Source organism: Methylobacterium sp. 001424705 (assembly GCF_059816145.1).
Window position 1 is genome coordinate 91,740 of the sequence record NZ_JCBANU010000015.1, and the last position, 13,715, is coordinate 105,454.

13 protein-coding genes are annotated in these 13,715 nt (G+C 65.7%); 7 read left to right on the top strand and 6 right to left on the bottom strand.

The window, feature by feature from the left end; translation table 11 throughout:
* Window positions 1-237: 237 nt before the first annotated feature.
* A complete protein-coding gene (locus tag AC6EUL_RS13055; RefSeq protein ID WP_499870515.1) occupies window positions 238-1,209 on the top strand; it encodes a hypothetical protein in 972 nt (323 codons plus the stop codon).
* A 9-nt stretch (window positions 1,210-1,218) separates the two neighbouring features.
* Here AC6EUL_RS13055 and AC6EUL_RS13060 read toward each other — a convergent pair whose 3' ends face one another.
* Window positions 1,219-1,827 (bottom strand): YqgE/AlgH family protein, encoded by a 609-nt coding sequence (locus AC6EUL_RS13060; protein WP_499870517.1) that lies wholly within the window; start codon window positions 1,825-1,827, stop codon window positions 1,219-1,221.
* A gap of 218 nt (window positions 1,828-2,045) precedes the next feature.
* Between AC6EUL_RS13060 and AC6EUL_RS13065 the strand changes: the two genes are divergently transcribed.
* A complete protein-coding gene (locus AC6EUL_RS13065) occupies window positions 2,046-2,528 on the top strand; it encodes a peroxiredoxin (RefSeq protein ID WP_499870519.1) in 483 nt (160 codons plus the stop codon).
* Window positions 2,529-2,592: 64 nt separating this feature from the next.
* On the opposite strand, the gene AC6EUL_RS13070 is transcribed toward AC6EUL_RS13065, so the two are convergent.
* The 3 genes from AC6EUL_RS13070 to AC6EUL_RS13080 form a co-directional block, all read right to left on the bottom strand.
* Window positions 2,593-3,567 (bottom strand): homoserine kinase, encoded by a 975-nt coding sequence (locus tag AC6EUL_RS13070; RefSeq protein ID WP_499870520.1) that lies wholly within the window; start codon window positions 3,565-3,567, stop codon window positions 2,593-2,595.
* Window positions 3,568-3,659: 92 nt separating this feature from the next.
* Entirely contained in the window at window positions 3,660-4,661 is a 1,002-nt protein-coding gene (gene ispH / locus AC6EUL_RS13075) for a 4-hydroxy-3-methylbut-2-enyl diphosphate reductase (protein WP_056213754.1), read from the bottom strand.
* A 137-nt stretch (window positions 4,662-4,798) separates the two neighbouring features.
* The gene (locus tag AC6EUL_RS13080) at window positions 4,799-6,223 is read right to left on the bottom strand and encodes an aminotransferase-like domain-containing protein (protein ID WP_499870523.1); all 1,425 of its coding nucleotides are present in this window, start codon (window positions 6,221-6,223) and stop codon (window positions 4,799-4,801) included.
* A 120-nt stretch (window positions 6,224-6,343) separates the two neighbouring features.
* Between AC6EUL_RS13080 and AC6EUL_RS13085 the strand changes: the two genes are divergently transcribed.
* The 4 genes from AC6EUL_RS13085 to AC6EUL_RS13100 all read left to right on the top strand — a co-directional run bounded on the left by AC6EUL_RS13085 (window position 6,344) and on the right by AC6EUL_RS13100 (window position 11,125).
* Window positions 6,344-6,673: a DUF1127 domain-containing protein gene (locus AC6EUL_RS13085; RefSeq protein ID WP_499870525.1), complete on the top strand. Its 330-nt coding sequence runs from the start codon at window positions 6,344-6,346 to the stop codon at window positions 6,671-6,673.
* 189 nt (window positions 6,674-6,862) lie between these two features.
* Window positions 6,863-8,776, top strand: a complete 1,914-nt coding sequence (locus AC6EUL_RS13090) for a monovalent cation:proton antiporter-2 (CPA2) family protein (RefSeq protein WP_056274601.1) — start codon at window positions 6,863-6,865, stop codon at window positions 8,774-8,776.
* Complete coding sequence (locus AC6EUL_RS13095) at window positions 8,769-10,205, top strand: MATE family efflux transporter (protein WP_499870527.1); 1,437 nt, start codon at window positions 8,769-8,771, stop codon at window positions 10,203-10,205. Before AC6EUL_RS13090 ends, AC6EUL_RS13095 begins: the two co-directional genes overlap by 8 nt.
* A 200-nt stretch (window positions 10,206-10,405) precedes the next feature.
* A complete protein-coding gene (locus AC6EUL_RS13100) occupies window positions 10,406-11,125 on the top strand; it encodes a spermidine synthase (RefSeq protein ID WP_499870565.1) in 720 nt (239 codons plus the stop codon).
* Window positions 11,126-11,147: 22 nt separating this feature from the next.
* On the opposite strand, the gene AC6EUL_RS13105 is transcribed toward AC6EUL_RS13100, so the two are convergent.
* The gene (locus AC6EUL_RS13105; protein WP_056213765.1) at window positions 11,148-11,435 is read right to left on the bottom strand and encodes a hypothetical protein; all 288 of its coding nucleotides are present in this window, start codon (window positions 11,433-11,435) and stop codon (window positions 11,148-11,150) included.
* Window positions 11,436-11,779: 344 nt separating this feature from the next.
* Here AC6EUL_RS13105 and AC6EUL_RS13110 point away from each other — a divergent pair, with 344 nt between their 5' ends.
* Window positions 11,780-12,769 carry a DUF6662 family protein gene (locus AC6EUL_RS13110; protein WP_499870529.1) on the top strand — a complete coding sequence of 330 codons (990 nt, stop codon included), beginning with the start codon at window positions 11,780-11,782 and terminating at the stop codon, window positions 12,767-12,769.
* A 26-nt stretch (window positions 12,770-12,795) separates the two neighbouring features.
* On the opposite strand, the gene AC6EUL_RS13115 is transcribed toward AC6EUL_RS13110, so the two are convergent.
* Window positions 12,796-13,626: an oxidoreductase gene (locus AC6EUL_RS13115; protein WP_499870567.1), complete on the bottom strand. Its 831-nt coding sequence runs from the start codon at window positions 13,624-13,626 to the stop codon at window positions 12,796-12,798.
* Window positions 13,627-13,715 lie beyond the last annotated feature (89 nt).

Below are 13,715 nucleotides of genomic sequence, written 5' to 3' on the forward strand. Positions count from 1 at the left end.
GAGGTGCATCCGATTGCGCGGAACCGCGTTACCCCCCTCGTCGACTTGGAATTCCGACAGCTTCACGGACCGCCAGCGGCGGTTCTAGCAACGACGGCGCCAGCGGGGTCCCCGATGTCTCGTCGGCAAGGAGCGGCATCGCTGCCGTGGCAAGACAATCGTTGCATGGTAAGTGGGGCTTGAACGTGCTTGCCTGCGCATCACGCCGTTTCCACGGATATAGGCCTGAAAGTTTCGATGCGTCTGACCCGCGTGCTTCTTCTTCTCCCGGTGCTGGCATCGGTTCCTCACCCGGCCTGTGCGCAGTCGTTCTTCGAGGATTTGTTCGGGATTGGGCGGGCGGCCAAGCCGCCAGTACCTCCACGGGGGGTGCCCTCGGCTCCGCAGGCTCCGATGCCGGGTGCCCCCGGCGAGGGAATTCCGCCATCCGCCACCGAGGCGCCGAAAGCGCCCCCGGTTCCCCGTCAGCCCATCGTCCTCAAAGCGCCCTCCGAGGACAACCTGATGGGCCAGGAGTTGATGCTGAACGGGCTCACGGGTAGCCTGAAGCTGGAACGGGCCGGAGCGGGCACCACAGCCCGCATCGTCCTGCCCGGCAATAAGATTTCGCAGCCGGTCGAAGTCTGCAAGGTGCCGTTGAACGGGGGGGCGCCGTTGGCGGTCTCGTCGGAGGGCCGCCCGGAAGGCGTCGGCCGCTTCGAGGTCACCGGCGGCGAGTGTCCCCTTCGGTTCGATGTGCTCGATGGCGCCATCCTGGTGCAATCGATGTCCGGTCCTGTCTGCACCTTCGCATCGGCCGATTGCGCCACGACCCCAACGGGCCTGTGGGGACCGGCTGCCGCGACGCTCGTTCCACGAGCGAGCGAGTTCGAGGCCGCACGCGGTGGTGCCGACCGGGCGGTGCGTGAGAATTACAAGCTGATCAGCCAGCGCCTGCGCGGCCCCGAGCTTCGCCCCGTGGTCACCGAACAGGCGGCCTTCTCATCGGATCGTGAGCAGATGTGCCGAACTTATGCTCGCGAAGGGGCGCATGGCTTCTGCAACCTGCGTTTCACCGAAGCGCGGGCCTTGGCACTCGCCACCCGCCTTGGGGTCAACACCAACACCGCGTCACCAAGCGCCTCGGCATCCCCGCCACGCCCGCGCCGCAAGCCGCCGGTGGAGGGCATGAATCCGGATACGGGTGGCGCTCCGTTCGCCGATCAGTAGCGCGAAGCCTCAGCTATGGCCGGCGCTCACCGACAGCATCGCGAGATCGATGCCGTTGTTGCGCAACGTGCGCTCGTACTTGGCTTCGAGAGCCGTGTGGAAGATCATGTTTGGGTCGGCCGGGCAGACCAGCCAGCCATTGGCCAGGATCTCGTTCTCGAGTTGCCCCGCCTGCCATCCCGCATAGCCAAGGGCCAAGACGGCACTGGCCGGACCGTCTCCGGCCACGATCGCCCGTAGGATGTCCACTGTCGCCGTGAGGCAGATTCCATCATCGATGATCAGCGTGGACTGATCGATATGGAAATCGTCAGTGTGGAGAACGAAGCCGCGCTTGGCATCGACCGGGCCGCCCATCAGCACGGGCATGTGCCCGACGCGCTCGCGGAGCCGGATCGCATCGGTCTCGCTCGCGATATCGAGCTGGATCAGCAGATCGGGCATACTGAGGTCAGTGACGGCCTTGTTGAGAATGATCCCCATGGCTCCGTCCGCCGAATGGGCGCAGAGATAAATGACCGACCGGGCGAAGCGTGAATCCGTCAGACCCGGCATGGCGACGAGAAACTGACCATCAAGATAGGCGGGATCGCCCGTGCGGGCCTGTGAACGCTGCATTGGCGCATGCTACGCGGGCAGACGCCTTTGTCCAGGGCACGGCACGTTCCGCCGATGGATATCCGCCACATCGGCGGCAGTGGAAACTCGACAGGCTAACCCCTGCGAGCTAGACGATTTTTCACGGGCGGGCCCAGTGTGTCGACCGGGTACGACGCTGCGACAGTGATCAGGGATCCGAAGGTTCGGATGCCCCGGCGATCTTCAGGAGACGACGGATGACCATTCAGGTTGGCGACCACCTCCCCCAGGTCACGTTCCGCGTGAGTGGGGCGGACGGCCCGGAAGCCAAGACCACCGACGACCTCTTCAAGGGCCGCCGCGTCGTCCTCGTCGGGGTCCCCGGTGCCTTCACGCCGAGCTGTCACCGCAACCACCTGCCCGGCTTCGTGGAGAAGCAGGCCGAGATCAAGGCTCGGGGCATCGACACCATCGCGATCACCTCGGTCAACGACGTGTTCGTGCTCGATGCCTGGCAGGAGGCGAGTGGGGCCGAGGGCCTCGAGTTCCTCGCTGACGGCAATGCCGAGTTCGCGAAGGCGATGGGGCTCGATATGGACGGTGCCGGGTTCGGCCTCGGTACCCGTTCGAAGCGCTACGCCATGCTCGTCGAGGACGGTGTCGTACGTGTTCTCAACGTCGAGGACTCCCCGGCCAAGACCGAGTTGTCGGGTGCCGAGGCTCTTCTCAAGGTGATCTGACCCATGCGCCGGCGGATGCCATGGATCCGCCGGCAACATGAGACGTCCGGGGAGGCCCTTAGGCTTACGGTCCCGGGCCGGCCCAACCGTAATCCCGCGCATCCGTCGCAGTGCGATGGAAGGTCAGCCGGCGGTCGTATTCCAGGGGATCCTTCGGCTGGACCAGGGCGCCGGTCGGCACATTGAGCCAGTCGACGAGTCGGGTCAGCATGAAGCGTAGGGCCGCGCCCCGGCACAAGATCGGCAAGGCCGTGACCTCGGCCGAAACCAAGGGGCGCACCGCCTCGTAGCCCGCGATCAGAGCCGCGCCCATATCGCGGTGGAAGCTGCCGTCCGCCTCGAAGCACCAGGCGTTGAGGCAGATGGCCAGATCGTAAGCGAAGGCGTCGGTACAGGCGAAATAAAAGTCGATCAGCCCCGACAGTTCATCGCCGATGAAGAACACGTTGTCGGTGAAGAGGTCGGCGTGGATCACGCCGGACGGAAGACCCAAGGGCCACGACGCCTGGAGCACGGCGAGGTCGCCGAGAACCCGTTCGGTCAGGCCGTGTGAAACGGTGTCCGCTTGAGGCTCCGAAAGACGGAAGAGCGGTTCCCATGCATCGACCGAGAGATTGTTGACGCGCCGCATCCCGAAATCGGCACCTGCCGCGTGCAACCCGGCGAGCGCCCGACCGAGGGCATGGCAGTGATCGACGCCGGGACGCTTCACCGAGACACCGTCGAGGAAGGTCACGATCACTGCGGGTCGGCCGCAGAGCTCACCCAGTGCAACTCCGGTGCGATCGCGGATCGGCTGTGGGCACGCGAGGCCGCGAGCGGCGAGGTGCTCCATCAGGTTGAGGAAGAACGGCAGGTCGTCCGCTCGGACGCGCTTCTCGTAGAGAGTCAGGATGAACGAGCCGCCAGTGGTGTGGAGATAGAAATTCGTATTCTCCACGCCCTCGGCGATGCCCTTGTAGGAAAGCAGCGTACCGATGTCGTAGGCCGCGAGAAAGGCGGTCAGCGCCGCGTCGGAGACCTCGGTGTAGACTGCCACGGCACGTTCGCTTGATAATTTCGGGGATGAAATGGACAGGGGCGCCGAACGGCGCCCCTGCTGAAGCCAAGTCTATCGGGAGCGCTGTCTGCCTACTCGGCAGCTTCGCTGCGCAGTTCGCGCGGCAACGGGAAGGACATGTCCTCGACCACCGTGGAAACCGTATCCACCGTCACGGTGTAGCGCGCTGCGAAGGCGTCGATGATCTCCTCCACCAGCACCTCCGGTGCCGAGGCACCAGCCGTGAGTCCGAGCTTTCGGATGCCCTCAAAGGCCGGCCAATCGATTTCCTCGGCCCGCAGCACCAAGCGGGTGATCGGGCAGCCGACGCGTTCGGCGACCTCGCGCAGGCGCTGCGAGTTCGAAGAGTTTGAGGAACCGACCACGATGACCGCATCGACGAGCGGCGCTACCTGCTTCACCGCCTCCTGGCGGTTGGTGGTGGCATAGCAGATATCGTCCTTGTGCGGGCCGGTGATCGTCGGAAACTTCTTCTTCAGCGCCTCGACGATGTGGTGTGTGTCGTCCACCGACAGGGTGGTCTGCGTCACCCAAGCGAGGTTGTCGCGGTTTTCCGGCTCCAGGGCGGCGATCTGATCGAGGTCCTCAACCAGCGTGATCGAGCCTTTGGGTAACTGGCCCATGGTGCCGACCACCTCGGGGTGACCGGAATGGCCGACGAGTAGCACGTGGCGGCCGCGCTTGTGGTGGATCTCCGCCTCGCGATGGACCTTGGTCACCAGCGGGCAAGTGGCATCGATGGTGGTGAGGCCGCGGGAATCAGCGTTGTGTGGCACCGTCTTGGCGACGCCGTGAGCCGAGAAGATTACCGGAGCAGAGCCGTCGGGAACCTCGTCGAGCTCGCGGACGAACACCGCGCCCTTCCGCTTCAGGCTCTCGACCACGTACTTGTTGTGGACGATTTCATGACGGACGTAGACCGGAGGTCCGTAGATGGCGAGTGCCCGTTCCACCACGTCGATCGCCCGCACGACACCGGCGCAGAAACCGCGCGGCGCACAGAGCAGGATCTCCAGAGGTGGCTTGCCCGTGTCACCGGAGGCGGAGGAGGTCGTCAGATTCGCGTCGCTCATGATAGCCGGGATGTGGCGAGGCGGGGACGCCCCTGTCAACCTGTCATAACGGAAAACTCCCCTGCGGGCACCTCCGGTCCGGCGAAAGCGGGTACGCGTGGCGCACAGGACCCGGAAAATTTTCCGCCAGCCTTCCGTCAACCCACCGGCTCGGATCGCGCCGCCACGCACTCGTTCAGGGCGGCCTCGAGCATGGGGATCAGACGTGGGTCGGTGCACTGGGCGACGTTGAAGCGCAGGAAACTGTTGCCGAGCGACGAGGGGCTGAAGGCGCCTCCCGGTGCGAGCACGAGTCCGCGTGCCAGGGCACGCCGGGCAACGTCTGCCGAATCGATTCCATCCGGCAGACGCATCCACAGAAAGAACCCCCCGGACGGCTCCAGCCACGCCGTCAGTCCGCATCCTTCGAGGCGCCGAAGAGCCGGCGCCATCGCCCGTCCCAATTTCTCGCGGACCTCGGCGAGGTGCCGGCGGTACGTGCCGTCCGTCAGGAGCCCGTGCATCAGGCTCGCCGACAGGTGGCTGTTCCCCAGACTCATGGCCAGCTTGAGGTCGATCAGAGGCTCCACCCAGTCCTCGCGCAGCGCGATGAAACCGCAACGGATGGCAGCCGACAGCGTCTTCGAGAAGCTGCCGATCTGAATGACGCGCTCCAACCCGTCGAAACCGGCGAGGCGTGGAGACGGCTTTCCCTCGAAATCCCCGAAGATATCATCCTCAATGATCAGCGTATCGTGCGCCTCGGCGAGCTTCAGGATGCGATGGGTGATGGCCGACGCGAGGGTGGAGCCGGTCGGGTTCTGAAGCGCAGAATTGATGACGTAGAAGCGCGGCCGATGCTCGACGAGGTGCGCGGCGAGGGCAGCGAGATCAGGACCGTTCGGGGTTATCGAAACGCCGACGACCCGGGCACGCTGCGCCCGCAGGAGGCCGTGATAATTGAAGTAGCAAGGATCGTCGACCAGCACGGTATCGCCGGGTTCGAGCAGGAATCGGCAGAGCAGGTCGAGAGCCTGCGTCGCCGAGTCGACCAGCACCACCTGATCGGCGCCGGCCTCGACCCCCTTCTCCGCCAGCCGCCGGGCGATCTGGGCGCGTAAGGGTGGAAAGCCGAGGGGCTGATCGTGTGAGACCAGGTTGGTTGCTGGACCGCGTGCGAGCTGACGAAGGCCGCGCCGAATCGCCTCATCGGGCATCCAGGACGACGGAAGCCAGCCGGAGCCCGGCATCACGAGGTCCGGGCCGGCCTGCATGGATTGCCGGGTGATCCAGAGCGGATCCACGGCTCGGTCGAGCTGCAGTCCCACCGCCTTGAGACAGAGCGGGCGGGTCTTGCCCGCCACGTAGAACCCCGAACCGCGCCGCGCCACGATCGCGCCCTCGGCCCCGAGCCGGTCGTAGGCCTCGACGACAGTGGACTTCGAGACTCCCATGGCTTCAGCGAAGGCGCGGACCGAGGGGAGGCGTGCGCCGGGCATGAGCTGGCGGCTGTCGATCCGATCCGTGATCGCCCCCGCCACCGTCTCGACCAAAGAGCGCTTCGACAAGGGGAACGTCTTCATCTGTCCTGATCCTTGTCCCGGACAATTCACCCCAACCGTACTGGACTGTCCCGGTCGTGCCCATCCTCTTCCACGCAGAGTCGCGGCATCGCCACGCGCTTCGAAGAAAGGACGCGCATCATGGACGGCTTCCGTACGACCATCGCTGGGCCTGTCACCGCTGGTAGGACCCGGACCGTCATGGCGGTGGCTACGGCGCGGTTGGGCGCCATATTCGCCGCTGCGGCTTCCGGAATTTCCCGCTCTGCGATCAATCGGCGGGTCGTCCGACAGCTATCGGTGATGTCGGATCGCGAACTCCGGGACATCGGGCTCAGCCGCCAGGACGTACTGGATTCCGAGATCCTGCCGCTTGAAGGCGATGCGTCGAGTTTCCTGATCGGCCGCCGAAACGAGCGCCGGGCGGGCCGGCGCGTTCCGCGCGGACAATGGCCGCCGCGATGCGATTGACGCCGGATCCAGGAAGGTGCCGATTCGCACTGTGGGAGACCCTTCGGGTTGTTTGCGGGGAGCTTCCTCCTTCCCCTAACGTGACGGCTGGGCTCCCGCTGGTTAAGACGGACCCGCCTGGCACGCTTGGATCGTTCCGAGCGGGGTCGGCCATCGCCGTCTTGGATTCGCATCCAACCTCGGATTTTCATGGCAAGCGCCACGACCCACGTCAGCTTCCTGCCTCCCGTGCTGACGTTCCTGTCGGCGGCGGTGATCGGCGTGCCGATCTTCCGCCTCATCGGCCAGAGCGCCGTGCTCGGCTACCTCGTCGCCGGTGTGGTCATCGGGCCCTTCGGTTTCTCGCTGATCGCGGAGCCCGAGACGGCGGCGAGCGTCGCCGAACTCGGCGTTGTGCTGCTGCTCTTCATCGTCGGGCTCGAACTCCAGATCTCGCGACTCGTCTCGATGCGACGGGACATCTTCGGCCTCGGCACCGCTCAGCTCGTCGTCTGCTCGGCAGCTCTGGCAGGCGTCGGAATCCTGATGGGGGCCAAGCCCTCGGCGAGCCTCGTGATCGGCATCGCGCTCGCCCTCTCGGCCACAGCCGTCGCGCTCCAATTGCTGGAAGAGCGCGGCGATATGGGGACGCCCTATGGCGGGCGGGCCTTCGCGGTGCTGCTGTTTCAGGACATCTCCGTGGTCGCGATCCTGGCGCTGATGCCGCTGGTCGCCTCATCCGGCACGGGCGGCGGCGACGGATGGCTCCTTTCAGCCCTGCAATCCACCGGTACGGTGGGCGCGGCGATCCTTGCCGTGGTGTTGGTCGGGCGCTACGGCCTCAATCCGTTCTTCGGCCTCTTGGCGGCCAGTGGCGCCCGCGAGGTCATGACGGCCGCGGCCCTTCTCGTTGTGCTCGGCACCGCAATGCTGATGGAGCATGTCGGCCTGTCGATGGCGATGGGCGCATTTCTGGCAGGCGTGCTTCTGGCCGAGTCCAACTTCCGCCATCAGCTTGAGGCCGACATCGAGCCGTTCCGCGGCATGCTGCTCGGCCTGTTCTTCATGAGCGTGGGCATGTCGATCGATGGCGGCTTGCTCAAGGCCGAATGGCCGACCCTGCTGGGGGCAACAGCCGGTGCGATCCTGCTCAAGGTCGCTGTGGTGGCGGGCCTGTTCCGCCTGTTCGGCTCGCCCTGGCTCGATGCGGTGCGCGGTGGAGCCATCCTGGCGCCGGCGGGAGAATTCGCCTTCGTGCTGTTGCCGGCGGGCGGCGAACTCGGCCTCGTGGATTCTGCGAGCACACGCTTTGCGGTGGCGCTCGCGGCACTGACCATGCTGGTCGGTCCAGTGGCGGCGAAGGCTCTGGACGCCCTGCTTGCCCGACGTCCCGAAGGGCCCGAGGCGCTGCCGGAGGCCATCGAGAGCACCGAGGCCCGCGTCCTCGTCATCGGCTTCGGCCGCTTCGGACAGATTCTCACACAGGTGCTGCTCGCCGAGGGCATCAGCGTCACGGTGATCGACAAGGACGTGGAGCAGATCCGCAGTGCCGCCCGTTTCGGATTCCGCATCTATTACGGAGACGGGACCCGCCTCGATGTGCTGCGCGCCGCCGGCATCGGCCGGGCCGAACTCGTCTGCATCTGCGTCGACGACAGCGAGGCCGCCCTGAAGATCGTCGATATCGTCCACGAGGAATTCGCGAGCGTGCGCACCTATGTGCGGGCCTTCGATCGCATGCATGCCGTCGAGCTGATGAACCGGGACGTCGACTTCCAGCTCCGCGAAACGGTCGACTCCGCCCTCGCCTTCGGTCGGGCGACCCTGGAAGGTCTCGGTCTCAGCACGGAGGCGGCCGCCGCCACCGCCGAGGACGTGCGCAAGCGCGACGTCGCACGCCTCGTACTTCAGCAGGCGGGCGCGCTGCCGGACACCATGAGCTGGGCCCGCGGCCTCAACGAGATCAAGCCGGAGCCGCTGACGGAGCCGAAGCGGCCTTCCCGTGCACTCAATGCGGAGACGCGCGACATCATTGGATCCCAGAGGCGGGAGGCGGCAACCCGCACCCTCGAGACCGATGAAGCCTTCCAGAGTCGGCAGCAGGAATCCCGGACGGATGCCTGAGGTGACATCCGGGTCGGCGCGGTTCGTCGAGGGATCGATTCTGCGCCACGTGGTGACCATGAGCGCCACTGGTTCAATCGGGCTGATGGCGATCTTCGTCGTCGACTTCCTGTCCTTGCTCTACGTCTCCAAGCTCGGAGAGCCGACGCTGACGGCGGCGGTGGGCTTTGCCACCATCGTCCAGTTCTTCGCCATCGCCATCAATATCGGCCTGATGATCGCGGCTGGTGCTCTCGTTTCGCGAGCCATTGGGGCCGGTGATGAGGAGAGCGCGCGGCGCCTCGCCACCTCCGGGACCCTCCAGGGAATCGTCGTCTCCGGCGTCCTCGTCGTGGCGATGCTGCCATGCCTGCCTACCTTCCTGGGTTGGATCGGTGCCGACGCCGAGACTCTTCCGGTGGCGACACGCTTTCTCTGGATCACGCTGCCCTCCAACCTGCTGATGGGGCCTGGCATGATGTTCTCCGGCCTGCTGCGAGCGGTCGGGGCTGCGCGTCAGGCCATGTACGTGACCCTTGGCGGCGCCATCGTCACCGCCGGACTCGACCCACTGCTGATCTTCGGTGCTGGCCTCGGCGTCGACGGGGCGGCCATCACGACCTGCTTTGCCCGCGCCACCTTTGCGATCATCGGCCTGTGGGGTGTGCGTCAGCATCGGATGCTCGCGCGACCGAAGCTCGCCGACGTCATCGCGGACGCGCCCGTCGTGATGCGGATCGCCCTGCCGGCGGTGTTGACGAATCTCGCGCCCTCGGTGGCGAGCGCCTTCATCGCCCACGCGCTCGCGCAATTCGGCGCTGTCGCGGTGGCTGGCAACGTGGTGGTCGACCGCCTGACTCCGGTAGCGTTCGGCGGCCTCTTCGCCATGTCTGGCTCGATTGGACCGATCCTGGGTCAGAACTGGGGTGCGGCCCGGTTCGATCGCATGCGCGGCGTTCTGCGTGATGGCACGCTGGTCACCGCCGTCTACGTTCTGGTGGTCTGGACAGCCCTGATCCTGGGAGCCGACCCTCTGACACGCCTCTTTGCTCTGGAGGGCGTTGCGGCCGACCTGTTCGGGTTCTTCTGTCTCGTTAGTGGTGGCGTCTGGTTCTTCACCGGGCTGCTGTTCTTGGCCAACGCCTCCTTCAACAATCTCGGGTTCCCATTCTATTCCACCGCCCTGAACTGGGGACGCGCCACCCTGGGCACCGTACCGCCAGCCCTCATCGGCGCGCATTTCTACGGTCCCAAAGGCGTCATCGCCGGGGTCGGCCTCGGCTCCGTCCTGTTCGGTCTCGCCGGGATCGCCCTTGCCTTCCGCACCGTCGTCACCTTGGAGCGACGGGCCGGTGTCGTGCTCTCCCCGGCCAAAGCTGCGGAGGCCCCGAATGCTGGCACGGAGGCCACCCGCGCCGCTGCACCGGCGCAGTCCGGCGCCCTGATCTGAATTCTGCCGCCGGGGAGACCTATCCGCGAGCCGGGTTTCAGGATCGTGCTGGATCCGTCCCCTTGAGCGAACGCTTCGGGGTGTACGAACCCTCTCCGATGGAGAAACGCAGGGTCGCTACCGAGGTTGACCTTCGCGAGATTTCGGATGAGGCGGTGGCAGCCGCGTCCGTACGATGTCGCGGAGGGAGTCCAGCGTCGATGTCGTCACCCCCCTGGGTCCTCTGTGACACCAGCCTCATTCCCGGTAGTTCCGCTCCGCTGAACCTCCTGCGCCAGGGAGACGCCTACTCGATCCAGGTCGGGAAAGCGGAACTCATGACGAGCCTCGATCGCGGCTCGGAGCAGGCCCTCGCGACGATCTCCTGTGAACGACTCGCTGGTCGCGCGGCGCCACGCATCCTGATCGGCGGACTCGGCATGGGCTTCACCCTGCGCGCTGCCCTGAGTGCCCTCGGACCGGACGCGAAGATCGTGGTCGCCGAACTGATCCCGGCTGTCGTCGCCTGGGCACGAGGTCCCCTCGCCCATCTCTTCGGTGACAGTCTCGACGACCCACGAGTCGAGATCGTCGAGACCGACGTCAATCGCCTGATCCAATCGGGACCCGAGCGCTTCGATGCAATTCTGCTGGATGTCGATAACGGTCCGTCCGGCATGACACGACGGGAGAACGACCGCCTGTACGATGCCTGGGGTTTGAAGCGGGCGCACTACGCCCTGCGGAGCGACGGCATCCTCGCGGTCTGGTCCGGTAAACCCGACCGACGTTTCAAGGCGCGCCTACGCCTGCATGGCTTTGCCGTCGATGAATTCCGCATTCGCGCGAACGGCGGGGCTGACGGACCGCGCCACGTTCTCTGGATGGCGACGCGCCCCGTTGCCCCGCTGCGGTTCGCGTCGCTGGGAAGCAGGCCTTAAGCTCGATGGCCCCGGCCTCGTGTCAGTAGCTGTAGTTGCGGCGCGCCGGTCCCTGGGACGGCCCATAACCCGCGCCGCGGGGCTCCACGCGTGAACCGTAATCGATGTCGCGTTGCCGCTTCGCCTGACGGTTCGCCAGATATCGGCCGCCGAGGCAGCCCGCGACCGCCCCGACGACCCCACGTTCGGCGAGGTAGTGGCCGGCGATTCCGCCGATGATCGCGCCCTTGATGCAGCCCTTGGCTTCGGCCGCTCCGACGCTGCCAAAGGTGAGGAGGGCGAGGGCCGACGCTGTCGCAATGATCCGCATGTTCAATCTCCCGGCTGATGCGTCGAGGAAACCGTCCCACACCGCGCCCGTTCCGATCGGAAGACGCGGATCCGGTAAATTCCCGATGCGATCTCCTCCGGGCGTCCTGCGCGTAAGAAACTGCGTTCTTAATCCATCAGTATCGTCATTTCTTGGATCTGTGTCTCATTCGCAGCAGGCAGGATCAACGCGGGCGTGTCTAAGGTCATAACGAGGGTCCGCCAGTCATCATGTCGGGGGACGAAGCAGGATCTTGCCTGATGACTGGGAGTTGCGTGCGTCCAATCATACCCATCATGGGTATGGTCCTGGCTCTATCGTCGACAGTCGTTGGCGCCGCTGAAATGGACGATCCCGCAACCGCTAAACCATCGGTCTGGGCATCGAAGGATGGCCGGTCAGCGCCGTCCCGAAAGGGGGCCCCACCACAGAAAAAGCCATTGGGCCACCAGGATGCCAAGGCGGACAAAGACACACGGGACGGTAAGGGCGGCGGTGACGACGGTAAGTCTCAGGATGTCGACACCGAGCATCTCTTCGGCTTCACGGAAGGCTCCGATGCCGGTGAGAAGGGCGAGCAGGAGGTCGTCGTGGATACGATTTCCCGCCTGGGCAAGCGGTTATCGGGCCCCGGCGGAGGCCACTACCGCGTCCTCGACACCAAGCTCGGCTACCAGTTCGATCCGATCGACCGCCTGAGCATCGAGTTCGGCGCGTTCGGCACCTTTCGTCAGGTCCGCAACATCGTCGATCTCGACGATAAGTCCTACGGAACGTTCGACGGCGTCTCCGTCGAGGTGAAGTACCAGTTCCTGAAGGGCGACAAGGATCAGCCCCTCGGGCTCGCGCTTGAGCTTCGTCCGCGTTTCGCCCGCGTCCTGCCCATCGAGGGAAATGGTGCCGACATCTTCGACATGGAGACCGTGCTCCAGCTCGATCTGCAACTCGTGCCGAACAAGCTCTGGTACGGCAGCAACATCAGCTTCGAGCCGGCGGCCGGTCGCCAGCGCGGCCCGGACGCCCCGGGCTACCGCTCATCGACCTTCCTCTGGTCGAACGCCCTGGTCGCCCGCGTTGGGGAGAGCACCTATCTCGGGCCCGAGATCCGCTACTTGCGGGGCTACAACGGCACGTTTCTCAATGACTTGGAGAGTGAGGCCCTGTTCGTCGGCCCTGCCCTGCACCACCGCTTTACCGAAAAGATCTGGCTCACGGTGGCGTATGCCGGACAGGTCTGGGGCCGCGATGCCGACCCGAGCCTGTCCGGTCGCGCGCTCGGCCTGAACCAGTTCGAGCGGCACACCGTCCGGGTCAAGTTCGGCATGGAGTTCTGAGCGCCGGGTGCGGAAAGTCTGCCGCCTCAGTTCGTCAGCTGCATCTGCTTGCGCAGGCTTTTGTCGAAGAGGTGGGCGGGGGCGAAGCGGCGAAGCAGACTGATCTGGCGCGCGACCTTGCCGGCGGTGTAGCGGCGCCGCGGCACGGATGCCTCGGCCGCGGCGAGCACGGCGTCGGCCACGATCTCCGGTGCGTCGGCGGTCGCCATGGCCGCCCGCATCGTCCGGTCGGCACCGGCCCGGGCCTCGATGTACAGGTCAAGCTGGGCATCGGGAACGAGAAGATTCTGGTCGAAGGCCGTGCGGGTATAGGCCGGCTCGACCAAGACGACGCGGATACCCTGACTGCGGACCTCGTGGTCGAGCGATTCCGAATAGCCTTCCACCGCGTGCTTGCTGGCAGCGTAGAGCGCCATGTAGGGGGCCGGAATCAGACCGAGCACGGAACTGATGTTGATGATGCGGCCGTTCTTCTGCGCGCGCATCGTCGGAATGACCGCGCGGATCGCCCGGATCACGCCGAACAGGTTCACGTCGAACAGGTCCTGTGCCTGGGCGATCGAGGATTCCTCGGCCCCGCCGCTGATGCCGAAGCCGGCATTGTTGACGAGGAGGTCGATCCGGCCGGTCTCGTCCAGCACCACCTTCACCATCGCGGCGACCGACGCCTCGTCGGTCAGATCGCAGGTCAGGAGGGTGCCGGCATCGCACAGGACGGCGCTGCTGCGTCGGCTCGTCCCGAACACGCGATAGCCGGCCTTGTGGAGGGCACGGACGCTGGCGAGACCGATGCCGGAGGAGGCTCCGGTGACGATGGCCGTCTTTCGAACGGCTTGCTCGCGAATGGCTTGGCTCATGACCCTCTCCCAGCGGGTCCGATCCACCGGCCCGTCCCCTTTTAAATGACGATTGAAATGTAAAATGGCAAGCGGATGGGCGTGCCGTG

Coding starts and splice junctions, on each gene's coding strand:
- AC6EUL_RS13090 (WP_056274601.1), top strand. CDS start 6,863: ATGGCAAGCGCCACGACCCACGTCAGCTTCCTGCCTCCCGTGCTGACG.
- AC6EUL_RS13115 (WP_499870567.1), bottom strand. CDS start 13,626: ATGAGCCAAGCCATTCGCGAGCAAGCCGTTCGAAAGACGGCCATCGTC.
- AC6EUL_RS13085 (WP_499870525.1), top strand. CDS start 6,344: ATGGACGGCTTCCGTACGACCATCGCTGGGCCTGTCACCGCTGGTAGG.
- AC6EUL_RS13060 (WP_499870517.1), bottom strand. CDS start 1,827: ATGCAGCGTTCACAGGCCCGCACGGGCGATCCCGCCTATCTTGATGGT.
- AC6EUL_RS13105 (WP_056213765.1), bottom strand. CDS start 11,435: ATGCGGATCATTGCGACAGCGTCGGCCCTCGCCCTCCTCACCTTTGGC.
- AC6EUL_RS13065 (WP_499870519.1), top strand. CDS start 2,046: ATGACCATTCAGGTTGGCGACCACCTCCCCCAGGTCACGTTCCGCGTG.
- AC6EUL_RS13110 (WP_499870529.1), top strand. CDS start 11,780: ATGGACGATCCCGCAACCGCTAAACCATCGGTCTGGGCATCGAAGGAT.
- AC6EUL_RS13100 (WP_499870565.1), top strand. CDS start 10,406: ATGTCGTCACCCCCCTGGGTCCTCTGTGACACCAGCCTCATTCCCGGT.
- AC6EUL_RS13080 (WP_499870523.1), bottom strand. CDS start 6,223: ATGAAGACGTTCCCCTTGTCGAAGCGCTCTTTGGTCGAGACGGTGGCG.
- ispH (WP_056213754.1), bottom strand. CDS start 4,661: ATGAGCGACGCGAATCTGACGACCTCCTCCGCCTCCGGTGACACGGGC.
- AC6EUL_RS13095 (WP_499870527.1), top strand. CDS start 8,769: ATGCCTGAGGTGACATCCGGGTCGGCGCGGTTCGTCGAGGGATCGATT.
- AC6EUL_RS13055 (WP_499870515.1), top strand. CDS start 238: ATGCGTCTGACCCGCGTGCTTCTTCTTCTCCCGGTGCTGGCATCGGTT.